The sequence below is a fragment of the Stenotrophomonas sp. 86156_Sma genome, assembly GCF_056481625.1.
In genome coordinates this window covers 2228234-2250519 of record NZ_CM151157.1, presented here as the reverse complement: position 1 = coordinate 2250519, position 22286 = coordinate 2228234, and the positions used below count along the sequence as shown (strand labels likewise).

The following is a 22286-nucleotide window of genomic DNA, read 5'->3' as shown; positions in this document are numbered from 1 at the left end:
GATTTAGATTTATCTAAATTAGACACTTCTAAACAAAAAGGTCAACCATGGCCCGCACCCCGCTCGACAGCGCCGCCATGGCCGAACACGCCGCAGAGGCTGCAACGCTGCTTAAGAGCCTGGCCCATCCTGCGCGGCTGCGCGTGCTGTGCCGCCTGGTCGAAGGTGAGGCACCAGTACCGGAACTGCAGGCATTGACCGGCCTCAGCGCATCGGCGCTGTCACAGCATCTGGCGGTGCTGCGCGAACTGGATATCGTCGCGACGCGTCGCGAAGCGCAGGCCATCCACTACCGCGTGATTGAAGGGCCCGCACTGGGCGTGCTGCAGGCGCTGCATGCCGCCTACTGCGGCGGCACTTCGCGTTGACGCTCAGCCGGCGTGGAGGGCGGGCTGCACGACGTTGTCGAGCAGATCCACCGGGGTCGGCGCCGAACGATCACCTTCCAGCGCCCGGCTGAAACCCGACCAGTCGCTGGCCGACAGCTGGCGCAGCAGTGCTGCATCCACCGGCAACGCGCGCATCGACCAGTACGGAAACTGACGCTGGCCCAGGCGGCCGCGCGCCAGCTCGATGATGTCGACATGGCTGCCGGCCTGCAGGATGCGCTCGTACACCGAATCGATACCGTCCGGCGGCCCCTCGATGTACTGCAGGAATCGCCCGCCGTCATGCAGCAGCACACCGGTCACGCCCGCCATCTTGTTGAAGCGGGCGGCATCGTCGACCAGCGCCTGCAACCGTTCAGCGGAAAGATCCGGCAACGCCTGGCTGACGTAGGCGATGGCACGCAGTGGCATGGTGCTTCCTTGACAAGATGTACACCCACGGTAGCAGTTGCGGACGAGTCCGTCTCAGTGCCCGTGGATGTTTCCTGAAGAATTCAGTTTGCCGCTGCAGGCAGCCCTTCTGCGCGTCTCGGCAGCAGGGCTTCGAACACCACCTGCCCGGCCTCGTTGCGCGCTGCGATGCGCCCTCCGTGCGCGCGCACGAACTGATCGACGATATACAGGCCCAGCCCCAGGCCCTTGCTCTGGTGGAAGCTGGCCTTGAACGGTTCGAACAGCCGCGGCAGCAGCGCGTCGTCGATCCGGCCGGCATTGCTGACCCGCAGCAGCACGCTGCGCGGGTCGCGCCCGTCCACCTCCACCCTCGCCTCGCTGCCATGGGTGAGCGCGTTGCCGACCAGATTGGCGGCAACCTGGCCGAGACGGTCCAGATCGCCCTGCAGCCGCGTATCGCCGTGCATGTCCAGATGGATCCGGTCCGCGCCATGCGCGCTGCCGGCTTCGGCCACCACCGCGCGGGTCACGTCGGCCAGATCGCAGGCACTGGCCTGCAGGCGCAGGCCACCGCTGCGGATCCGCGAGAAGTCCAGCAGCTGTTCGACCATGCGTGCCATGCGCAGGGTGCTGGCCTCCAGGTACTGCAGGGTCTGCTGCGCACCCGCATTGTCCTGCGGGATCTCCATCGCCAGCTTGTCACTGCACAGCAGGATCGCCGACAGCGGCGTGCGCAGGTCGTGGGTCAGCACCGCCGCCATTGTTTCGTTGAGCTTGAGCGCGCGTTCCAGCGCCTCGTTGCGCGCCTTCAGCAGCTGCCGCTGCTGGTACAGCTCGATGAAGACGTTGACCTTGCTCAGGATCACCTGCGGCGCTACCGGCTTGTGCAGGAAATCGACCGCACCGCTCTCGTAGCCCTTGAACACGCGCAGGGGATCATCCGGGGAGGCGGTCAGGAAGATGATCGGCACGTCGCGGCTGCGATGCGAACCGCGCATCAGTTCGGCCAGGGTGAAGCCATCGATCTCCGGCATGTGCACGTCCAGCAGGGCCAGTGCCACCTCGTGCTCGAGCAGCAGCTCCAGCGCCTGCGCGCCGGAACCGGCCAGCAGCAGATTCACGCCTTCGCGCTGCAGCAGCGCCTGCATGGCCACCAGGTTCTGCGGCACGTCATCGACGATCAGCAGGTTGACCGGGGACTGCGACTGCGCAGGGTCCGGTGGCAGCAGATTCATGCAAACAACTCCTTCAGGCGACGACACATCAGTTCAAGGGGCAGCACGGCATCGGCGCCGGCATACTGCAGGGCGGAGGCCGGCATCATCGACGCTTCGGCTTCCTCGGGGCATTGCAGCCAGGCACGGCCACCGGCACGGCGCACGGCGGCAACGCCCTCGCTTCCATCACTGCTGGCACCGGTCAGCAGCAGGGCCAATACCTGCGCTCCGAACACCGCAGCAGCGGAGTCGAACAGCGGATCGATGGCCGGACGGGAGAACAGCACCGGCGCATCCACCGACAACGCCACCGCCCCCTCGTCCTCCACCAGCAGGTGGTAATCCGGCGGCGCGAACGTCACCGTGCCCGGCCGCAGCGGCTGCTTGTCTTCGGCTTCGCGCACCGGCAGCGCGCAGTACGGCGCCAGCACCTCGGCGATGCGGCTGGTGCGGTCACGCGGCAGGTGCAGCACGGCCAGTACCGGCACCTGCAGCGTCGCCGGCAGCGCACCGAGTACCGCCTGCAGGGCCGCCACGCCACCGGCAGACGCGCCGATCACCAGCACGGCAGGACGCGCCGGCAGGGCCATCAGGCCACCTTCCGGTACAGGCGGTGCTCGCGCGAACAGACCTCGAAGGCGTCATGGTGGCACCCGAACTGCAGCGATTCCTTGCTGCCAAGACCGAGGAAGCCCCGGTGCACCAGCGCTTCGCGGAACAGACCGACAGCGCGGTCCTGCAGGTCGCGGTTGAAATAGATCAGCACGTTGCGGCACGACACCAGGTGTACTTCGGAGAACACGGTGTCGGTGGCCAGGCTGTGGTCGGCGAACACCACGTTGCGACGCAGCTGACGGTCGAACACCGCGCCGTCGTAGGCCGTGGCGTAGTAGTCGGACAACGACGCCGTGCCACCGGCCGCCAGGTAGTTGCGGCTGAACTGGGCCATCCGGTCGATGCCATAGGCGCCCGCCTCGGCGGTGGCCAACGCGGCCGGATTGATGTCGGTGGCATAGACGATGCTGCGATCAAGCAAACCTTCCTCATGCAGCAGGATCGCCAGCGACCACACTTCCTCACCGGTGCTGCAACCGGCCACCCACAGCTTCACCGAGGGATAGGTGCGCAGTACCGGCACCACCTGCTCGCGCAGTTCACGGAAGTACGCGGGATCACGGAACATCTCCGAGACCTGCACGGTGAAGAACTGCATGGCCTGGGCGAACAGCTCCGGCTCGTGCAGCAGCCGGTACTGCAGGTCGACCAGCCGTTCGCACTCATAGCGCTGCATCGCCTGGCGCATGCGCCGGCGCAGCGACGACACCGCATAGCTGCGGAAATCGTAGTGGTAGCGCTGGTACAGCGCCTCCAGCAGGACCTTCAGTTCCAGGTCGAACAACGCCTGTTCGTTCATTGCCGCGAGCACCAGACCCGGCACAGCGAGACCAGCTTGTCGACGTCGATGGGCTTGGCGATGTAGTCGTTGGCACCGGCCTGCAGGCACCGCTCGCGGTCATCGGGCATGGCCTTGGCGGTCAGCGCGATGATCGGCAGGTCCTGCAGGTGACGTTGCGCGCGGATCTCGCGCATCGCGGCCAGGCCGTCCTTCTCCGGCATCATGATGTCCATCAGCACCAGGTCGACCTCGCGCTCAGCCAGGCGATCCACCGCTTCCTGGCCGTTACGCGCGATCTCCAGCGTCACGCCCAGCGGCTCAAGCACGCTGGACAGCGCGAAGATGTTGCGCACGTCATCCTCGGCCAGCAAAACAGTACGGCCATCGAGCACGGTGTCGCGACGGCGGGCCTCGCGCAGCAGGCGCTGCTGGTCGGTGGGCAGGCTGGCTTCCACGCTGTGCAGGAACAGGGTGACTTCATCCAGCAGGCGTTCGGGCGAACGCGCGCCCTTGATGATGATGCTCTTCGAATAGCGGCGCAGGCGCTGCTCTTCCTCGCGGCCGAGCGCGCGACCGGTATAGACGATCACCGGCGGGAAGCCGACATCATCGTTGCCGGCCATGTGCTCGAGCAGGTCGTAGCCGCTGCCGTCGGGCAGCGACAGGTCCATCACCATGCAGTCGAAGGTGACCGTGCTGAGTTGCTCCAGCGCGCCGGCCAGCGTTCCCACTGCAACGATCTGGAGCTGATCACGGCCCAGCAACAGTTCCAGGTTGTGGCGCAGCTCGCTGTCGTCCTCGACGATCAGCAGGCGCCGCACGTCGCGCTGGCTGGTCTGTTCCAGCTGTTCGATGGCCGTCACCAGCCGCTCGCGCGTGGTCGGCTTGATCGCGAAACCAATCGCACCCAGCTCGCGCGCCACCTGGCTGCGGTCCATCGCCGAAACCACGTGCACCGGGATATGCCGGGTATCGGGGTTGCGCTTCAGGCGCTCCAGCACGCTCAGGCCGGACACGTCCGGCAGGCCGATATCGAGCAGGATGCCGTTCGGGCGCAGTTCGCTGGCCAGGGTCAGCGCCTCTTCGGCGGTCCCGGCCACCACGCAGTCGAAGTCCAGTTCATGCGCCAGGGCCACCAGCGCTTCGGCGAAGGTGGCGTCGTCCTCGACGGCCAGGATCAAGCGGCCGGCGCGTTGGCGACGGCCGCGGTCATCGGCCACGCTGGGCACCGTGGTGGTCGGTGCCACCGCAGCCGGTGCAGGCACCGGCATCGCCGGCGCAGCGGCCGCAACTGGCGACGCTAGGGGGGCGGCGGAAATCTCAGCGGCGTTCGACGCGGGCGCGCCCTGCAACGGCAGTTCCAGGATGAAGCAGCTGCCGCGACCCGGTTCACTGTCGACCTGGATGCTGCCACCCATGCGCTCGGCCAGATCGCGCGAGATCGACAGGCCCAGGCCGGTGCCACCGTAGCGGCGGCGGGTGCTGCCATCGGCCTGGCGGAAGGCTTCGAAGATGACCTGCAGCTGCTCGCGGGCAATGCCGATACCGCTGTCGCAGACCTCGAAACGGATGCGTCCTTGACCGCCCGCACGCACGTGCAGGCTGACCTTGCCATGCTCGGTGAACTTCACCGCATTGGCCAGCAGGTTCTTCAGGATCTGCTGCAGGCGCTGGCTGTCGACCACCAGCTGGCTCGGCGCCAGCGCATCGGCCTCGATCTGCAGGGCCAGGCCCTTCTGCCGCGCCATCGGCTCGAAGGTCTCGCGCAGGCGCTGCAGCACGCTGTCGGTCACCACCACTTCATCGGCCAGCTCGACGTGGCCGGCCTCGATGCGCGACAGGTCCAGGATGTCGTTGATCAGCGCCAGCAGATCGTTGTTGGACGACAGGATCGCACGCGCATACTTCACCTGTTCCTCGGTGAGCGTGCCGTCCTTGTTGTCGGCCAGCAGCTTGGCCAGGATCAGCGAGCTGTTCAGCGGCGTGCGCAGCTCGTGCGACATGTTGGCCAGGAACTCGGACTTGTAGCGCGATGTCGCGGCCAGTTCGTTGCTGTTGCGCACCAGCTGGCTCTGCGCGACCAGCAGTGCCTGCTTCTGCGCCTCCAGCTCGTGGGTGCGCTCTTCCAGCTGGACGTTGCTCTGTTCCAGCTCGGCCTGCTGTTCTTCCAGATGGCTCTGCGACTGCAGCAGGCTGCGGCTCTGTTCTTCCAGTTCCTCATTGGCCACGCGCAGCTCTTCCTGCTGGGCCTGCAGCTCCTCGCCCTGGCGCTGCGATTCCTCCAGCAGCACCACCAATTGCGCGCGCAACAGCGAGGCACGCAGCGCCATGCCGATGGTCTCGGCACAGCGCTCCAGCAGCTCGATATCGAGTCGATCCTGTTCGCCGGCGCGGGTGCGTCCCAGTTCAATGATGCCCACCACCGCACCATCGCTGCTGATCGGCGCCAGGATGCGCTCGCGCACCGGCAACCGCCCCAGGCTGGTCTGCAGCTCAAGCACCGCATCATCCCCCCCATGCAGGTGGCGGATGCGTTCGTCCCGTGCCACCTGCCCGGCCACGCCCTCCTGCAATGCCAGCGACGCCGGCATACCGGACGGCAACGCCAGACCGCCGGTCAGCTGCAGTCTTCCCCCTTCCAGACGGTAGACGGCGGCGACGTCGGCCTGCAGCTGAGCCCCCAGGCTGGTTGCCGCCGCCTCGGCGATCTGCTCCGGACCCAGATCACCGCGCAGGCTCATCGCCACCGCGTTCTCGGCCTCCTGCAGCCACAGCGCGCGCATCGCGTCGCGCCGCGCCTGGATGGCGCGGGAGACGATCAGCGCGATCATCAGGAACGCACACCCGCCAACGCTGCGGTTGACGAACGAGAACGCCGAGTTGGAGCTGGCCGGGGCAACGTTGTAGCCGATGATCAACAGGATGCAGGCGACGACGGCCACGATGAACGGCGCGCGTGCACTGCGCTGGAACAGCGTGACGCCAACGGCGAGGAAATACGCCAGCCAGACGGCATAGCCCAGCGGAACCACCAGTTCCAGCGCAATGGTCGCAGCCAGCAGTACGGCGGAGGTCATCCAGATCCAGCGGTCACGCGTAGTCGCACCAGGACGCATGCAGGTCGGTTCCAGAACACAAAGGGTGGGTGATGGTACTCCGTGTCGTATTCAGCCGCACAGGACAAATGGCACGTGTCCCGCCTCCACGCCTCCTTCACACTTGAATGCCTAGCTTCACGTCCCTCACAGGGGTAACACTTATTTTTACGTGGACGCTGCCGCCTCTACGACGTCCGTACTGACGGACCCTTCCCGCCAACTGCGACTGCTGATCGACAGCGTGCGCGACCATGCGCTGTACCTGCTTGATCCTGATGGCATCGTCTGCAGCTGGAACCCGGGTGCGGAGCGCATCAAGGGCTACTCAGCCGATGAAGTGGTGGGTACCCACTTTGGTCGCTTCTACCTGGCCGCCGACCGCGAGGCAGGGGAACCGCAACGCCTGCTCCGCCTCGCAGCGCAGCACGGTCACGTCGCCAGTGAAGGCTGGCGGGTGCGCCGCGATGGCTCGTCTTTCCGTGCCAGCGTGGTCATCGAGCCGGTCGTCGAAGCAGGCGAGCTGCTCGGCTTCGTCAAGATCACCCGCGACATCACCGAGCAGTGGCAGGCACAGCGGCTGCTGCGTGATGCCCAGCGTGCGCTGCGCAATACCCAACAGTTCGAGACCGTCGGCCGCCTCAGCCGCGGGCTGTCGCACGAGTTCAACAATCTGTTGACCACCATCGGCAACGCCCTGGACCTGCTGTCCCTGCGCGTGAACGGTGACGATGCACGCGCCGCCGAGCTGCTTGATGCGGCGCAGACTGCGACCGATCGCGGTGCGCTGCTGACCCGCCAGCTGCTGGCCTTCAGCACCGGCCAGACCCTGATCCGCGAGCCTCTGGATATCAATGCGCTGATACGGCAGTGGCTGCCGGACCTGCAACGCGCCTGCCCGCCCACGGTGATGCTGGATGCCCAGCTGGCGCCCGGCCTGCCTGCGATCAACACCGATGCGCTGCAGCTGCAGACGGCGCTGGCCAATCTGGTCGCCAATGCCGCGGATGCTACCCTTGAAGGCGGCCGCATCCTGATCGGCACTGCACTGGAGCATCGCCTCGACCCGGATGCGGACTCCACGCTGCAACGTGGCTATGTCACCCTCAGCGTCTGCGATGAGGGCCACGGGATGGCGGCCGACATCGCCGAACGGGCGACCGAGCCGTTCTTCACCACCAAGGACATCGGCAAAGGCAGCGGCCTGGGCCTGAGCCAGGTGTTCGGATTCACTACCCAGAGCGGCGGCTTCGTCGACGTGTCCACCACGCCCGGTGTCGGCACCACGGTCAGCCTGCTGCTCCCCGCAATGGAGGACCCTGCCGATGACCGATGACCCGATCCGCGTATTGATGGTGGAAGACCAGACCGATCTGCGTGAAATGATCGGCCTGGCCCTGCGCGACCTCGGCATCGACGTGGCCACGACCGCCGATGCGCACGAGGCCGCCGCCCTGCTGAAGGGCGAAGCGCGTTTCGACGTGGTGTTCAGCGACGTCAGCATGCCCAACGGCATGTCCGGCATCGAACTGAGCGAGCATGTGGCGCGCGAACAGCCGCAGGCGCGGATGATCCTGTCGTCCGGTTATGCGCGCTCGCAGCTGCCGCCCCTGCCGGAACAGGTGGAATTCCTGCCCAAGCCGTACCGCCTGCGCCAGCTGGTGCAGTTGTTGAAGCAGGCGTAAGGCACCGTGCCCCGGCAGCAGGGCCCTGCGGTCAACCCGTCATCGCCCCCCGCTGGAACGAAGCCAGCAGCGTAGAGGCTGCCGCTGCCGGCGCCAGCCGACCGCGCGCCAGTGACCAGGTGATGCCGTAGAAGCAGGTCCAGTAGAAGTCCGCGAGCCACACTGCGGTGAAACCAACGTTGAACTCTCCGGCCGCCTGACCACGCAGGAAGAAGGCCTCGAAGCGCTCGCCGATCGGCGCCCAGCGCTCCGGCAGCAGATGCAGGTCACCCTGGCGCTGCTGCTCTTCCATCATCCGCGCGAACAGCAGCGTTACCAGCTCCCAGTCCGCCAGCAGCGTGGCGGTGACCTGCTCCAGCACGTGGCGCGCATCACCGCCCTCATCGAACCAGACCGCCGCCGCTTCCACGCGCTCGAAGCCGGCCGCGAACAGTGCCTCGTCGATCGCCTCCCGGGTGGGCGCAAACCGGTACAGAGTCGCGCGGCTGATACCGGCCCCGCGCGCGAGTTCGCTGAGGGTGCAGCGTGGATGGCTGACCAGGGTGGCCGCCAGCGCGTGGGGCAGGTCGCGGCGGGTGCGTGCTGCGGCAGGTCGCATGAAAGCGCTGAGGTATGGGTTGGCCCTCACGCTAGCATGAATCACCAATTAATAAACTGAATCAAAGATGATTCATTCGGATCACCAATGCGCTAAAACAGGGATGCGTCCGGTGCACCCGGGTCGGTGCACGGCAGGGAACGCGTCACAGGCATCGAAGGAGACAACGCCATGCTGCATCCACTACGCGATATCGCTGTGTTGTTCGACGCCAGCGACACCGGGGACCGCGTTCTCAACATCGCCGCCCATCTGGCGCAGGCACAGCAGGCCCATCTGGTCGCGGTCTCCACTGCCCAGCATCCCACCGACATCGCCAACGGCTTCGCGCGCGGTGCCGGCATCGCCGCCGCGCTCGACCACGAGGCGCGTGCGGATGCCGCCTGCACCGCGCAGCTGATGCAGAACCTGCGTGCCGTGTCCGAGCCGCTGCAGATCAGCACCGAACTGCGCATCGTCTCGGACTATCTGGGCGGCGCCGACCTGGCCCTGCAGTCGCTGTACTGCGACCTGATCATCGCCGGCTATCCGCGTACTCCCGGCGCCCCTTCTGGCTGGCACCCGCTGGGAACGCTGCGCCAGACCGGCGTGCCGATGCTGCTGGTGCCACCGCACTGGCATGGCGACCAGGTCGGCCATCGCATCGTGGTGGCCTGGAATGCCAGCAAGCAGGCACGCCGTGCGGTAGCCGATGCGTTGCCGCTGCTCGCACGTGCGAAAGCGGTGCACCTGCTGATGGTCGACACGCCCAGGGCCGAGGCCACACCTGGCGCCGAGATGGCCCAGCACCTGGCGCGGCACGGCGTCGAAGTAGAGATCCAGGCGATCAGTTCAAGCCAGGGCGGCGTTGCCGCGACCATCCGCCAGCACGTGCTCGATGCCGACGCCGACCTGCTGGTGCTGGGCCCCTACAGCCGCAGCCGGGTGGTCGAGCGTGTGCTCGGCGGGGTCACCGAGGATCTGCTGGCCGAAGTACCGGCGCCCTTGTTCGTGTCGCACTAGTACCGCCCTGCCCTGCCCGGCGATAGCCGGTCAGCGACTGCCCGGTGTGCCGCCGGAAGTAGCGGCACAGGTAGGATGCATCCTCGAAGCACAGGCGCTCGGCGATGCGACCGATCGGCAATTCGCTGTAGGTCAGCAGCGCCTTGATTTCCAGCACCACCTGGCGATCAATCAACGCCTTAGGCGTTTCGTCGAAGCACTCGCGGGTCAGCTGCGAAAGATAGAACGGGGTGATGCACAGCGCGTCGGCATAGGACTGCACGTCGCGCTGGCGCGTGCTGCGCTCACCGACCAGTTCCCAGAAATTCCAGGCCAAGCGCTCGCGTCGGCTGACCTGCGCCACGGCCACACTGCGCGCCGGCAACAGCGTTGCGAATTTGAGGAAGAACGTCTGAAGCAGGTTGCGCAGCATCACGTGACGATAGCGGCCGCCATTGTGCTGAGCATCCATCAACTGCTGCAGCCAGCCCTGCAGCAGCGGCACGTCCAGCGGCGACGGCACGCAGTGGGGCTGATCGTGCAGGAACTTGAACAGTGCATTGGGAAGCACATAGGCCACCTCCGATGCCAGCGCCTTGGGCATCAGGCAGACCACCGCCAGAAAGCCGCGTGAGCGCTGCCGCAGCAGCGCCAGCGTGTCCTCTGCCAGCACCAGCACATCGTGCCGCTGCACCGCTACCTCGCGGAAGTTCAGTGCAAAGCGCGCGCGCCCCGATACGCATACCAGCACCGCCAGATAAGCGTGGCCGAACGACAACGGGACGCCCTGCCCTTCGGCCAGCGTACTGACCTCCAGGCGCATGGATTCGTCCTGGTCCAGGAGCTGGGGTACGCGATCCATGGGCCGATCCGGCTGTATTCCGGCCCCAGCATACCCGGGCTCGGCCACCCGTTGTGAAAAGTACCGAAACCATCAAGGTCCCGCCCTGGGCCGATCGCGCCTGGCGACCTAGCCTGTGCACTCTCTTTGTTCCCGTGGAATTGACATGCGGCTGCACACCGAACGCTTGATCCTTCGCCCCTGGCGCGACACCGACGCTGCCGATCTGTACGAGTACGCCCGCGACCCGCGCGTGGGCCCCATCGCCGGCTGGCCGGTGCACACCAGCGTTGAGGAAAGTACCGAAATCATCCGCACCGTCTTCAACCGGCCAGAGGTCTACGCGCTGCAGAGCCGCGAGGACGGCCACGCGATCGGCTGTGTCGGCATCCTGATCGGCACCGACAGCAACTTCGAGATCAGCGATCGAGAGGGTGAGATCGCCTACTGGATCGGCGTTCCGTACTGGGGCCGCGGACTGGTGCCCGAAGCGGTGCGCGAAGTGATGCGGCACGCCTTCATGGACCTGGAGCTGGACGCGCTGTGGTGCGGCTACTTCGCTGACAACCTGCAATCGCTCAGCGCGCAGAGCAAATGCGGTTTCCAGCATCACCATACCGAAGTGAACAAGTTCAACAGCTTCCTCGGCGACTACCGCACCGAGCACATCAGCCGCATCACCCGCGAGCAATGGTTTGCCCTGCAGGCCACCTTGCCAGCATGAGCGAAGTTCAGGCCGACGTGCGCTGCATGAACAGAAGTTCCGGCGTCGAGGACGCATCAACCTGCTGGAAACCGAGGTCGCGATACAGGGTCACGGCGGCGGTGTTGTCACGATAGACGCGCAACGTGAGGCGCTGCACACCGGCTTCGCGCATGGCCTGTGCACTCAAGGCCTGCATGAGCAGCCGGCCAAGGCCGCGCCCGCGTGCCAGCGGGGAAACAATGATGCGGCCCAGGTGCGCGGTACCGGCGTCGGTCATCCAGTACTGGCCAAAACCCAGGCACTGGCCCTGCTCGTCAAGCAGCGCCCAGCCCGGCCGCAGCCCGAGTTCGAGCACCTGCGCGAACCGTTCCTGCGGCAAGGGAAACGGCACGCCGGGGCCCGCCCAGCGCTGGGTGGCCTCGGCGGAATCAAGCCAATCGGCAATGGTGGCGTAGTGGGAAGGCTGGATGGCGCAAAGGCTTGGTTTCATGACCCGCATGGTGCGTCATTCGTGGCGATTAGACACGCTGCGTGGCGACACTTGAGTTTTGTCATAGGACAATAAACAATGCCAGGCGTCCAGCCCATTCCCCCTTCGGGAGATCCCATGTTCGAAGGCCTCAGCGCGTTTCCACTGACCCCGCTCTCTGAAGCCGGCATCGACTTTCGTGCGTTTGCCGGACTGATCGAGCGCCTGGCCGATTCCGATGTTGATTCGATGGGCGTGCTTGGCTCCACTGGCAGCTACGCCTATCTGGAGAAGCACGAGCGCAAGCGCGTGCTGCGCGAAGCCCTGGCGCACGCAGGAGGCGTACCGGTCATCGCCGGCATCGGTGCACTGCGTACCCGCGATGTGCTGGAGCTGGCCCTGGACGCCGAGGATGCAGGTGCTGCAGGCCTGCTGCTCGCCCCCGTGTCCTACCAGCCCCTGAAGGATCACGAGGTGCAAGCGCTGTTTGAGACCATTTGTAGGGCGGTGCGTACACCGATCTGCGTCTACGACAATCCGGGCACCACGCACTTCCGCTTCACCGATGCACTGCATGGCCGGATTGCCGCGCTACCCAACATCGCCTCGATCAAAATTCCGCGCCTTGCTGATGATCCGGCCGAGGCGGCTGCGCGCGTTGCGGCACTCCGTGCGTGCGTTCCTGCGCATGTGACGCTGGGCGTCAGTGGTGACGCCTCGGCGGTGCGAGGGCTGCTGGCGGGGTGTGACGGCTGGTATTCGGTGACCGCCGGGCTTTTCCCCGAGGTAGCGCTGCAGATCATGCGGGCCGTGGGGAGTGGCGATGAAGAGGGTGCTATTGCCCTGTCTGCGCGGCTGGCGCCGCTGTGGTCCCTGTATGAGCGGTTCGGCGGGATTCGCGTCATGGCCTGCGCGGCGGCACTGCTGGGACTGTGCTGCGAGGACTGCCTGCCGCTGCCGTTGCAGGGGCTGCGTGGTGGCGAGCGCGAGGAGGTGGCGGCGGTGCTGGGCGGGCTGGGGTTGCTGCCCAACAACTAGTCAAATCTTGCCACCTCCGGTGGCAGACGCCCCCAACTGACCCAAGCACTGACGAAATCGCCGCTGCTAGCCCCGGAATAACCTTCAGTCCACTCGTTCAGGCCTAAGCAAAATACGCCATCTGGCAATAAGGACTTCGCTCACAACCTGTATTTTTTCGAGGACACTTCTACGCGACAGCATCGCAGGAAGTTCAATGCATCGATAGCTGACAAGGCAAGCGATGAGCAGTGGAAGCAACAAAGCTGCAGTCAAAGCCCAGTGCGAGGCGGGCGAGAGATCTGCAAAGGCAACCGCACCTAAGCCCTTGTAGGCAAGAAAGAGTACAAATCCGTGCAGGAGATAGATGCCATAGGACAGCTCACCCAAAATGGCTGAAACCCGAAGTGTAAGCAATCCGAACAAGGTGTTACCGCACGCAATCGCCGCAAAGAAAACCGACCACAAGACGACTGCCGCTGGATGCCGGGCTGAATCGAAGCAGGCAACCGACAGGATCATGCACGAAGCCGCTAGAATCGAGCCCCAATTCCCACGAAGAAAGCTCACAACGGCCATTCGAGTTGTTGCGTAGTACGCGGCGACACCACCGACAAAGGGCAACATCAGCACCCAGCTCAAGCGGACAGCCGCATACGCTAGACCAAGTGCCGACAGCAGCAGCAATCCGCGCCGGACACGTTGACGCATGAAATACGCCAACAGTGGCAATACTGAATACCAAACCCACTCATACGGAAGCGACCAAACGACTCCGGCCATGATGTAGCGGGTCCCAACAACACCATTGATATCCGGCGCTCCAAGCACGGTGAATGAGAACCACTGGATCACCCCCACTCCAAACCGGATTAATGGATCAACAAGGTGAAAGTCGCTCTCGATCAAGACCAAAAGCAGCACAAGAACAACGCAGATCGCGTAGAGCGGCAACATACGTAGGACCCTGCCGACGTAGAGCCTCGTCCATTCAACGGCTCCACCGGCAATTTGCCGATAGAAGAGAAAGGCGGAAATCATGAAAAAGAGAGCAACTGCGGCCTCGCCAAGTTGCGCGTACAAGGCGGAGGCGGGAGCCTTCCACTCCCCGCCCCTTGCATAGACATACCAGATGGATGAGTGGTGGACGAACACACTTAGGGCGAGCAGCCCCCTGAGACCATCGATCGAAGCAGCACGCCCCTTGGAGTCCGGTAACGGTACGAACCTCCCCAATGGCAAAGCACACAGCAGTGCGAGCAGGGCAATTCCAGCCGGCACGAAAGGCGAATAAAGATCGATCGACACCAAGCCACCTGGGGACAAACAAAAGAACGCACGGGCCAGAGCAAGCGCCCTCGAAGATCAACATCCGACCGCAAGCACATGGAAGCAATGACAGCCGTTGCTCTGTCACCTCATTCCAGGTTCTGGAGAGTGAACTCCCCCAGTCACCCGGCCTGAATGGTGACCCCGGCCCGATTCGAACGGGCGACCTTCCCCTTAGGAGGGGGACGCTCTATCCAGCTGAGCTACGGGGCCATTGGCAGCGAGAAAGGATACCTCGTCTGGCTGAATGGACCAAGCGCGGGGCGTTCTGCAGAGCCCTCGGAGTAGATATGCTGGCCCGCCGCGACCCGTTGTGAACTGGATGTCCGACGTCTGGCGAACCCTCTCCGCCCTCGGCGACAGCCGCTGGCTGCTGCCGATGGCCCTAGTGCTACTGATCACACTGCCCCGTGCAGACGCACGCCTGAAATGGCGATGGCTGCTGGCCGTCGCCGTCACCGCCGGCGTCACGCTTGCCTCAAAGCTGGCCTTCATGGGCTGGGGGATTGGCATCAAGAGCGTGCACTTCACCGGTTTCTCCGGGCATGCCGCAATGTCCAGTGTCGTCTATCCGGTCGTTGGTGTACTGATTGCCGGCCCCGGCAATCGCGCACGGGCGATCGGCCTGGTAATCGGCGTGCTGCTGGCCACCGCCATTGCCTGGTCACGAATCCCGCTGCATGCCCATAGCCTTTCGGAAGTCATTGCCGGGCTGGCTCTTGGGCTGAGCTGCAGCACGTGGGCACTGCAGGCCGCATCACCCGTCGGTCGCGCCCCTGCGATGGCTGTTGTCGCTGCCGTACTCGCAGGAATGGTGCTGCCCCTCGCCTTGCCGGACGTCCATACGCACCAACTCGTCATTGCACTAGCAAAGCTCATCTCCGGCAGGGCTGAGATCTTCCAAAACTTCTGAGAATCGCCAGGGCGACTCCACATTTCCTTCACGTTCCTTGACAGGGCAAATGAATAGCAGCCAACATAGCGGTGGAAAAATTTCCCTCACGGAGTAGGAGACCCCGTAGATGAAGAAGATGATTGCCGCCCTGGCCCTGCTGGGCCTGTCCTCGCCGGTGTTCGCTCAGGAAGCTCCTGTCGCCGCCGAAACCAGCGCTGAAGTTGCTGGCGCTGAAGCTGCTGGCGCTGCCGCCACCGGCACCCTGACCACCGTCGCTACCGTGGGTCTGGGCATCGCCGCTGCCGGCGTGCTGTACAGCGTTGCTGCGGACAGCAGCAAGGACGACGCGGGCAACAACAATGGTGGAGGCACCACCAACCCGCCGACCGGCACCACGGGCACCACCGGCACGACCGGCACCACCCGCTGATCGACACGCCGACGTAGCACCCCGCCCTCGCCGGGCGTCAGTTCGGCGAGGGTTTTTTCATGCCCGATCGGGCCAGGAACAGATTTCGATGGACTGCAAGCGTTTCGTAGCCACAATGACGGTGGCACTCACCCTGACCGGCTGCATGTGGGCGCCAGGCCAGCATCTTCGCTCGAGCACCTTCGCTCGCGATGATCAGCCCATCGGCAACGACCAGATCGAACTGATTCCGATCACGCCCAAGCTCATCGCCATGGAGCGCGCCACCCGCGATGTCGCGGCGCTGCCCGCTACCCTGACCCAGTATCAGCCGGGCCCCTACCGCATCGGTGCCGGCGACATCCTCTACATCACCGTATGGGATCATCCCGAACTGACGGTACCCGCTGGCCCCCAACAGCAGTTGAATGCTGCCGGCCGCCCCGTCCAATCGGATGGAACACTGTTCTATCCCTACATCGGCAAGATCAGCGCGGCGGGCAAGACACCTGCAGAGCTGCGTGAAGAGCTGACATCCAAGCTCGCCCGCTACATCGAGGCGCCACAGGTGGATGTGTCACTGCTGACGTACGCAAGCCAACGCATATGGGTTACTGGCGCTTCGCGCCAGCCCGCCACCGTTGCGCTCACGGTCGTGCCCTTGACGTTGGGCGATGCCATCAGCCAAGCGGGCCTGGACCCGACGCAAGCGGACCTCTCCGGCGTACGCCTCACCCGCAACGGCACCACCTACACCATCGACCTGGATCGACTGGGCCGCAACGGCGGCGGCGACACCAATGTGTTCCTGGCTGCCGGCGATCATATTTACGTGCCTTACCTGGATCACAAGGAAGTGTTCGTGGTAGGTGAAGTCAATCAACCCGGTGCACTGAACTTCAAGACCGGCGAGATTTCCCTGAGCCAGGCACTTGGCCGAGCGCGCGGCCTGTTGCAGACCACCTCCAACGGCAACGCTGTCTACGTGATCCGAGGCTCGAACGACCTGCAGACTACGCCGTCGCAGGTATTCCACCTGGAAGCAAAGTCACCCGCTGCATTTGCCGTGGCCAGCCAGTTCGACCTGCAGCCCGGTGATGTCGTGTTTGTCGGTGCCGCCGGCGTGACCCGCTGGAGCCGGTTCGTGAACCAGCTGCTACCCTTCACCGCCATCATCAACAACGCCGCCAGCGCGCGTAACGATCTGGACAAGTAACGTGGTCTATACCGTGAGCAGGATCGCTCAGGCTGCCACCCGACGTGCAAGCCGCCAGCGCTCCGTGGCACTGGCGTTGCTCGTACTCTTCTCCACCTCCAGCTGCGGCGTTGTGGGCAAGACCAGCGTCAAGTCGGTGCAGATGGCGCTGCAGGGCAAGCCCAACGTGGAACCCACGGCCACCGAGGTGGCCGCCAATCGATTCCCGCAGATCAAGGTCACCGGTCCAGCGGGGGGCGCCGTTCTGGTGCTTGGCAACATCGACTCCGGTCGCCAGGCGTGGTACAGCTCCGAGCGAAGCATCGTCTTCCTCAGGGATGGCATCGTCGTCGGAACCCATGGCAGCAGCCCGGAACTTGAGGACATGACGCTCGAAGGGAATTCCCCCTTCCACGCGCTGCACCGGATAGCGGATGGCACGACCGTGCAGCGCCGTTACGACGTCATGCCTGATTACCGGTATGGAATGAGCGTCACCGGCACCCTGACCACCCTGGGCAAGGAGAAGGTCCATATCCTGGAGAGCGAGCGCGAGCTGTTGCACGTGCGGGAGCGACTTCAGGGCGACGGCTGGAAGCGCGACAACCACTACTGGGTCGATCCTGCCAACGGGTTCATCTGGAAGAGCATCCAGGCCATCGCACCCGACACCAGCCTTGAAGTTGTCCAGCTCAAGCCCTACTCGCAGGACCTGCAGAACCGATGACACTGCGACCGATCATCCTTGGGCTGGCACTGGCGCTGGCCTCACATGCGCACGCCTCATCGCCGATCAAGGTCGAAGCGGCCGGTCATGTTCGCAATCCCGGCATGCACACGCTTCCCGCCGAGGCCCGCCTCAGCGCAGCCGCACTTGCTGCAGCGCCGGAAGAGGAAGCCTATATGCTGGGCGCCGCCCTTCTTCGGCAACGTGCACTGACGCCACAGACCCGCCTCAAAGCGGGCCTGCTCTTCGATCTTGAAACACTCGCCTCCCAGCAGGATGCTCCGGAGCTTGCCGACGCGGCCGCACAGCTGGCGCGCGAGCTCGGCGACCTGCCAGTGACCGGGCGCGAACCGCAGCTCCTTGATCCGCGCCGCCTGGAAGCCAGTGCAGCGGAAAATCGACCCGCGCTGGCCGGCGACCGCGTCGTCTATCCCGGCCGACCCGAAACCGTGCAGGTTGTTGGCGCGGTCGTACAGCCGTGCAAGCTGCAGCATCAAGCCACACTTGACGCACGAAGCTACCGTAACGCGTGTGCCTTGCTGCCAGCAGCGAGCCGGGATGATCTCTACGTCATCCAGCCCGACGGCAAAGTGCAGCAACTCGGCGTGGCGCTGTGGAACCGGAGCGCTCCAGTGCGCTTGGCGCCAGGCGCCGTGATCTACGTACCATTGAGCGCTGCGAAGATCCGCACTATTGCCCCCGATGTCAACGAGGATGCCGTGCGCTTCCTTGCCACCCAGGTGCTGGATGCACCCGGAGTTTCATACTGATGCGCGATCGCTCCACCCCACTGGCACGCGCCAGTGTTGCCCTTCTCAGCCTGAGCGTCAGCGCTGTATTGCACGCACAAACAGCCCCTGCGCCCACCGCCAGCGATTGGGGCGGCGTCGGCCTGCTGCAGACCCCCACCGCACGTATGGCCGACGACGGCGAAGTGAGCTTCACCGCAAGCCATACCTCGCCCTACAGTCGCTACAACGTGGTGATGCAGCCCCTGCCATGGGTTGAAGGTGCGTTCCGCTATGTTTCGGTCGCAAACCGACGCTACGGTCCGGAATGGCTGAGCGGCAAGCAGAACTACAAGGACAAGTCGATCGACCTCAAGGTCCGGCTGTGGCAGGAAAGCCGATGGGCTCCCGAGGTGTCCGCAGGCTTCCGCGATATCGGTGGTACCGGCCTGTTCTCCAGCGAGTACCTGGTTGCAAGCAAGCGGTTCGGGCCAGTTGATGCGAGCCTCGGCCTCGCCACCGGCTACATCGGTAATCGAGGCGATTTCTCGAACCCGCTTCGGGTGATCAGCGATCGCTTTGAAGAGCGCCCGCGCGCGCAGGGCACTGGCAACTTCAACAGCAAGGGCATGTTCCGCGGTCCCGTCGGCATCTTCGGCGGCATCGCCTACCAGACACCCTGGGAACCCCTGCAGCTGAAGCTTGAGTACGACGGCAACGACTACAAGCGCGAACCACAGAACAACAATCAAACGCAGAAGAGCCCAATCAACCTGGGCGCAAGCTATGCCGTGAATCCCAACGTGCAACTGCATCTTGGCTGGGAACGCGGCGACACAGCCATGTTCGGCATTACCCTGCGCGGCAACGTGGCACGAGCGAAATCCACGCCCAAGCTGCTGGATCTGCCTCCGGTTGCCCGAGCAACCGCGGCACCCTCGGCTCAGTCAATGGATGACATCGACTGGCCCGCCCTGAGCCGGACCCTGGAAGAGAACGCCGGCCTCCGTGTCACAGGCATCAGCCGACGTGGATCGGAAGTCATCGTCAGCGGTGAACAGCGGCGGTTCTACTACCCGCCGCAGGGCGTTGGTCGAGCGGCACGCATCCTGGATTCAGAACTGCCATCCGATACCACCTGGTTTACGATCGAGAATACCCGTCTGGGCGTACCCGTCGTGGAAAGCAGCATCGAGCGCAGCACCTTCAACAGCTACCTGGACAATCGCACCCCGTTGAGCGAGCTGGCTGGCCACATCGAGCAGGCAGCGCCTGCGCAGCAGCGCCGCGAGAGCCTCTATGTGGCCCCACTTCGACGCTATGACGGCGCGTTCAATATTGGATACCAGCAGCAACTGGGCGGTCCGGACGGCTTCTTCCTGTTCCAGGTTGCAGGCACCTATTCGGCCAATCTTCACTTCACGCGGAACACCTGGCTGAGTGGAACGGTCAGCTACAACGCGTACAACAACTACAACCGCTTCCGCTACGACGCGCCAAGCAACCTGCCCCGGGTCCGCACCAACATCCGTCGTTACCTGACCACGGAAGACCTGACCCTGACCAACCTGCAGTTCACCAGCAATCATCAGTTGGGCAAGGACCTGTATGGCTCGGCATATGCCGGCTTGTTCGAGGCCATGTATGGCGGCGTGGGCGGCGAGCTTCTGTACCGCCCCCTAAACGAGCGGTGGGCGCTAGGCGCCGAGCTGAACTGGGTGAAGCAGCGCGATTTCGATCAGCGCTTCAGCTTCCGCGACTACAGCACCACCACCGGCCACGCCAGCTTCTACTATCAGTGGGGCAATGAGCACAAGATCACCAGCATGATCAGCACCGGCCGCTACCTGGCGAAGGACTGGGGCGCCACGATCTCGGTTGCGCGCGCCTTCGACAATGGCGTCAACATGGGCGCATACGCCACCAAGACCGATGTTTCGTCCAAGGACTTTGGCGAAGGCAGTTTCGACAAGGGTATCTTCATATCGATTCCCTTTGACTTCCTGCTGCCTCGTTCGACTCGCGCCCGTGCGACGTTCGCCTGGAATCCACTATATCGAGACGGTGGCGCGCGATTGAGTCGAAGCTACTCGCTTTACCAATTGACGTCGGAGCGGGATCCGGACTTCTTCTTCAAGAACCTGGATCGCATCTCCGACTGAAGGAGGGAGAGAAAAGCTCCCCCTTCCTTCTTTTCATACAGCCCGTCTCAGCTTCAGCAAAGTCCATGAAAACTGCCTAAGCCCATTCTGAAGGACATTTCTCTTTCCAGTCGGAAAACGCAGAATCCAGATCATACTTATACTTATATCCAGAAGCGATCAAGTAGCCGGGCAATACATTATTTGATCGAACAAGTTTTCGAATCCGCACGGGGCTAAATGGATGGGAAATCCCCAGAGGCCGCGCCAATGACTCAATGCCATAGGACGCTACAAGCATAAAACGATAAGGGAGGCTTGGAACAATTGCCTTTGCTCCTCCCACTCGCTTCACAGCCTCAACGTAGTCAAAAATTGAGGGGCCTGGATTCATGGAGGCATTGAACAACACCACACCCACGCTCGTCGCCAGCTGTCTGTCCCGGACCCATAGAATAGAGTTGCAAAGCTCTCTCACATATATGCCGGCCTTACGCGTCTCCCTATTTCCCATGTACAGGAAGTAGCCGCGACTTACAGCCTTGACCAATCTACTGACATTGCCACCCTCCCCCGGGCCAAAAACAACTCCCGGCCGGACTATTGTGAGCGTCCGCGTCAACGAAGCTGAAGCTTGCCAGGTGCGATGAATTTCCTCCGCCACCAGCTTCGAGCTACCGTAAGCAGTTGCAGGAACCGTCAGAGTATCCTCAGTCTTCTCCCCCTCGCTCACTCCATAAGGAGAAATCGACGAAGTGAAGACAATATCATCGCAACCAACGCGCTCTGCCCAGGCGCAGACATTCCTTGCACCGCCGATATTTGTTTCGAAGTACTCAGTGTCCTCGTGACCAGGCTCGCGGTGTACGGCGGCAAAATTTGCAATGAGCGCAATTGACTCGGTCGGGCACCATTCAATCGAATTGCGAACATCAACTGAAACAAACTCCAACGCCCCCTCGTGAATTTTCGCCAATCTCCTCCTAAAGGCATGAGGCTTTTCTTCGACGGACTCGATATCTGCCAAGTAAACCTTAGAATACCCGCGCTCGCGAATCAGCATATCGGCAAACCATACACCGATAAACCCCGACCCACCAAACACAACCGCAACGTCACTCATTTTTAACCCCATTCAAACCCAACCGCAAAGCGCAGAGAAAGCTAAAACTCCGCGATCTAACAGTCTGCGCCGGCCTCGAGCGAGGAGAATCCTTGCCAGACTAACCCGGCGAATAATACCAGGACGGCGTTGATATGCATCCATAAAATCCCGGGGAAGAACTTCCAAGTTCACAAGACGAACGGCATGCAAAATCCCAGTGACTTGCGAGGCGTACCAGCCCCCACGAATCTTCACAACCCTAGCCAAGACGCCACCCAGCGAAGTCCGTGCCCCGGTATCGTTTCTCTCATGCTGCCGATACATCATCGATGGAACTGGATCAAATATCCAACTCAGACGAAGCGCGCGGGACATCGCATAGATGAACCAATCATGATAATGAAGAGAGGCTACAACATCAGCGTTATCTCGAACTAATGCGTCCAATCTTCTTGCAAAATTCTTAGTAATTACAAATGTGCAGCCCTGGCCAGCTCCTTCAAACAAAAAATCTAAATCAGTGGTCACGGGGCTCTGCGCAAGAACTTTACTGCTACCATCGGGCCACACAGCCCTCACAGAAGAGGAATAGCCTACGGCCTCCTCAGAATTCAACGCATCGACCGCACGCGAGAGCTTCATGGAGTCCCATATGTCATCCTGATCGCAAAACGCAAGAAAATCGAAGGACTCCTCCCAAATATCTCGCAGTGCGCGCAGAAAGTTCCGCCCGGCGCCTCCACTGCCGACCTCTCGACTATAAATCGCTACTCGCGAATCAATCCCGCCGACCATCATCTCAGCGGAGAGATGGGAAGCTGAGCAGTCATCAAATACTACAACTCTAACGTCAACACCCTCTTGCGACAGGACCGAATTCACCTGCGCCTCGATCCAATCAGCTCCATTGAAGTATGCAAGAACGACCAAAACCCGTGTCGCGCCAGAACTCGACCCAGCCATTTTTTAG

Annotated in this window: 23 protein-coding genes and 1 tRNA gene; 12 read left to right on the top strand and 12 right to left on the bottom strand. The window is 63.3% G+C overall.

What is annotated here, in order from left to right:
- Positions 1–47: 47 nt before the first annotated feature.
- Positions 48–368: an ArsR/SmtB family transcription factor gene (locus ACZK33_RS10615; RefSeq protein ID WP_071228893.1), complete on the top strand. Its 321-nt coding sequence runs from the start codon at positions 48–50 to the stop codon at positions 366–368.
- Between the two features lie 3 nt (positions 369–371).
- On the opposite strand, the gene ACZK33_RS10610 is transcribed toward ACZK33_RS10615, so the two are convergent.
- The 5 genes from ACZK33_RS10610 to ACZK33_RS10590 all read right to left on the bottom strand — a co-directional run bounded on the left by ACZK33_RS10610 (position 372) and on the right by ACZK33_RS10590 (position 6511).
- Entirely contained in the window at positions 372–800 is a 429-nt protein-coding gene (locus tag ACZK33_RS10610; protein WP_032127425.1) for a BLUF domain-containing protein, read from the bottom strand.
- An 83-nt stretch (positions 801–883) separates the two neighbouring features.
- Positions 884–2017: a hybrid sensor histidine kinase/response regulator gene (locus tag ACZK33_RS10605; protein ID WP_032127426.1), complete on the bottom strand. Its 1134-nt coding sequence runs from the start codon at positions 2015–2017 to the stop codon at positions 884–886.
- On the bottom strand, positions 2014–2589 hold the full coding sequence (locus ACZK33_RS10600; RefSeq protein ID WP_049421341.1) for a chemotaxis protein CheB: 576 nt from the start codon (positions 2587–2589) through the stop codon (positions 2014–2016). The genes ACZK33_RS10605 and ACZK33_RS10600 overlap by 4 nt, the downstream gene beginning before the upstream one ends.
- Positions 2589–3413, bottom strand: coding sequence for a CheR family methyltransferase (locus ACZK33_RS10595; RefSeq protein ID WP_032127427.1), 825 nt, complete (start codon positions 3411–3413; stop codon positions 2589–2591). The genes ACZK33_RS10600 and ACZK33_RS10595 overlap by 1 nt, the downstream gene beginning before the upstream one ends.
- A complete protein-coding gene (locus ACZK33_RS10590) occupies positions 3410–6511 on the bottom strand; it encodes a response regulator (protein ID WP_423174738.1) in 3102 nt (1033 codons plus the stop codon). Before ACZK33_RS10590 ends, ACZK33_RS10595 begins: the two co-directional genes overlap by 4 nt.
- Before the next feature lie 151 nt (positions 6512–6662).
- Here ACZK33_RS10590 and ACZK33_RS10585 point away from each other — a divergent pair, with 151 nt between their 5' ends.
- Both ACZK33_RS10585 and ACZK33_RS10580 read left to right on the top strand, forming a co-directional pair.
- A complete protein-coding gene (locus ACZK33_RS10585; protein ID WP_423174737.1) occupies positions 6663–7826 on the top strand; it encodes a two-component system sensor histidine kinase NtrB in 1164 nt (387 codons plus the stop codon).
- Positions 7816–8175, top strand: a complete 360-nt coding sequence (locus ACZK33_RS10580; RefSeq protein ID WP_010482617.1) for a response regulator — start codon at positions 7816–7818, stop codon at positions 8173–8175. The genes ACZK33_RS10585 and ACZK33_RS10580 overlap by 11 nt, the downstream gene beginning before the upstream one ends.
- A 31-nt stretch (positions 8176–8206) precedes the next feature.
- On the opposite strand, the gene ACZK33_RS10575 is transcribed toward ACZK33_RS10580, so the two are convergent.
- A complete protein-coding gene (locus ACZK33_RS10575) occupies positions 8207–8773 on the bottom strand; it encodes a TetR/AcrR family transcriptional regulator (RefSeq protein ID WP_071228897.1) in 567 nt (188 codons plus the stop codon).
- 171 nt (positions 8774–8944) lie between these two features.
- On the opposite strand from ACZK33_RS10575, the gene ACZK33_RS10570 reads away from it, so the two are divergent.
- The gene (locus ACZK33_RS10570) at positions 8945–9775 is read left to right on the top strand and encodes a universal stress protein (RefSeq protein WP_329914377.1); all 831 of its coding nucleotides are present in this window, start codon (positions 8945–8947) and stop codon (positions 9773–9775) included.
- Here ACZK33_RS10570 and ACZK33_RS10565 read toward each other — a convergent pair.
- A complete protein-coding gene (locus ACZK33_RS10565; protein WP_049421337.1) occupies positions 9723–10616 on the bottom strand; it encodes a helix-turn-helix domain-containing protein in 894 nt (297 codons plus the stop codon). The two genes, ACZK33_RS10570 and ACZK33_RS10565, sit on opposite strands and share 53 nt — an antisense overlap.
- 145 nt (positions 10617–10761) lie before the next feature.
- Between ACZK33_RS10565 and ACZK33_RS10560 the strand changes: the two genes are divergently transcribed.
- Positions 10762–11319: a GNAT family N-acetyltransferase gene (locus ACZK33_RS10560; RefSeq protein ID WP_423174736.1), complete on the top strand. Its 558-nt coding sequence runs from the start codon at positions 10762–10764 to the stop codon at positions 11317–11319.
- A 7-nt stretch (positions 11320–11326) separates the two neighbouring features.
- Here ACZK33_RS10560 and ACZK33_RS10555 read toward each other — a convergent pair whose 3' ends face one another.
- A complete protein-coding gene (locus ACZK33_RS10555; RefSeq protein ID WP_423174735.1) occupies positions 11327–11800 on the bottom strand; it encodes a GNAT family N-acetyltransferase in 474 nt (157 codons plus the stop codon).
- Positions 11801–11908: 108 nt separating this feature from the next.
- Between ACZK33_RS10555 and ACZK33_RS10550 the strand changes: the two genes are divergently transcribed.
- The gene (locus ACZK33_RS10550) at positions 11909–12808 is read left to right on the top strand and encodes a dihydrodipicolinate synthase family protein (RefSeq protein WP_423174734.1); all 900 of its coding nucleotides are present in this window, start codon (positions 11909–11911) and stop codon (positions 12806–12808) included.
- An 84-nt stretch (positions 12809–12892) separates the two neighbouring features.
- Here the strand turns inward: ACZK33_RS10550 and ACZK33_RS10545 are convergent, their stop codons facing one another.
- Both ACZK33_RS10545 and ACZK33_RS10540 read right to left on the bottom strand, forming a co-directional pair.
- Positions 12893–14095 (bottom strand): acyltransferase family protein, encoded by a 1203-nt coding sequence (locus tag ACZK33_RS10545; protein ID WP_189719555.1) that lies wholly within the window; start codon positions 14093–14095, stop codon positions 12893–12895.
- A 157-nt stretch (positions 14096–14252) separates the two neighbouring features.
- A tRNA-Arg gene (locus tag ACZK33_RS10540) sits at positions 14253–14329 on the bottom strand.
- Positions 14330–14438: 109 nt separating this feature from the next.
- On the opposite strand from ACZK33_RS10540, the gene ACZK33_RS10535 reads away from it, so the two are divergent.
- The 6 genes from ACZK33_RS10535 (at position 14439) to ACZK33_RS10510 (ending at position 20232) form a co-directional block, all read left to right on the top strand.
- Positions 14439–15029, top strand: a complete 591-nt coding sequence (locus tag ACZK33_RS10535; protein WP_423174733.1) for a phosphatase PAP2 family protein — start codon at positions 14439–14441, stop codon at positions 15027–15029.
- A 109-nt stretch (positions 15030–15138) separates the two neighbouring features.
- A complete protein-coding gene (locus ACZK33_RS10530) occupies positions 15139–15441 on the top strand; it encodes a hypothetical protein (RefSeq protein WP_423174732.1) in 303 nt (100 codons plus the stop codon).
- A 115-nt stretch (positions 15442–15556) separates the two neighbouring features.
- Positions 15557–16636, top strand: a complete 1080-nt coding sequence (locus tag ACZK33_RS10525; RefSeq protein ID WP_478455081.1) for a polysaccharide biosynthesis/export family protein — start codon at positions 15557–15559, stop codon at positions 16634–16636.
- A gap of 1 nt (position 16637) precedes the next feature.
- The gene (locus ACZK33_RS10520) at positions 16638–17342 is read left to right on the top strand and encodes a YjbF family lipoprotein (protein WP_423174730.1); all 705 of its coding nucleotides are present in this window, start codon (positions 16638–16640) and stop codon (positions 17340–17342) included.
- Complete coding sequence (locus ACZK33_RS10515; protein ID WP_423174729.1) at positions 17339–18112, top strand: capsule biosynthesis GfcC family protein; 774 nt, start codon at positions 17339–17341, stop codon at positions 18110–18112. The genes ACZK33_RS10520 and ACZK33_RS10515 overlap by 4 nt, the downstream gene beginning before the upstream one ends.
- On the top strand, positions 18112–20232 hold the full coding sequence (locus ACZK33_RS10510) for a YjbH domain-containing protein (RefSeq protein WP_423174728.1): 2121 nt from the start codon (positions 18112–18114) through the stop codon (positions 20230–20232). Before ACZK33_RS10515 ends, ACZK33_RS10510 begins: the two co-directional genes overlap by 1 nt.
- A 76-nt stretch (positions 20233–20308) precedes the next feature.
- Here the strand turns inward: ACZK33_RS10510 and ACZK33_RS10505 are convergent, their stop codons facing one another.
- Both ACZK33_RS10505 and ACZK33_RS10500 read right to left on the bottom strand, forming a co-directional pair.
- Entirely contained in the window at positions 20309–21334 is a 1026-nt protein-coding gene (locus ACZK33_RS10505; RefSeq protein WP_423174727.1) for an NAD-dependent epimerase/dehydratase family protein, read from the bottom strand.
- A gap of 12 nt (positions 21335–21346) precedes the next feature.
- Positions 21347–22279 (bottom strand): glycosyltransferase, encoded by a 933-nt coding sequence (locus tag ACZK33_RS10500; RefSeq protein ID WP_478454977.1) that lies wholly within the window; start codon positions 22277–22279, stop codon positions 21347–21349.
- Between the last annotated feature and the right edge of the window lie 7 nt (positions 22280–22286).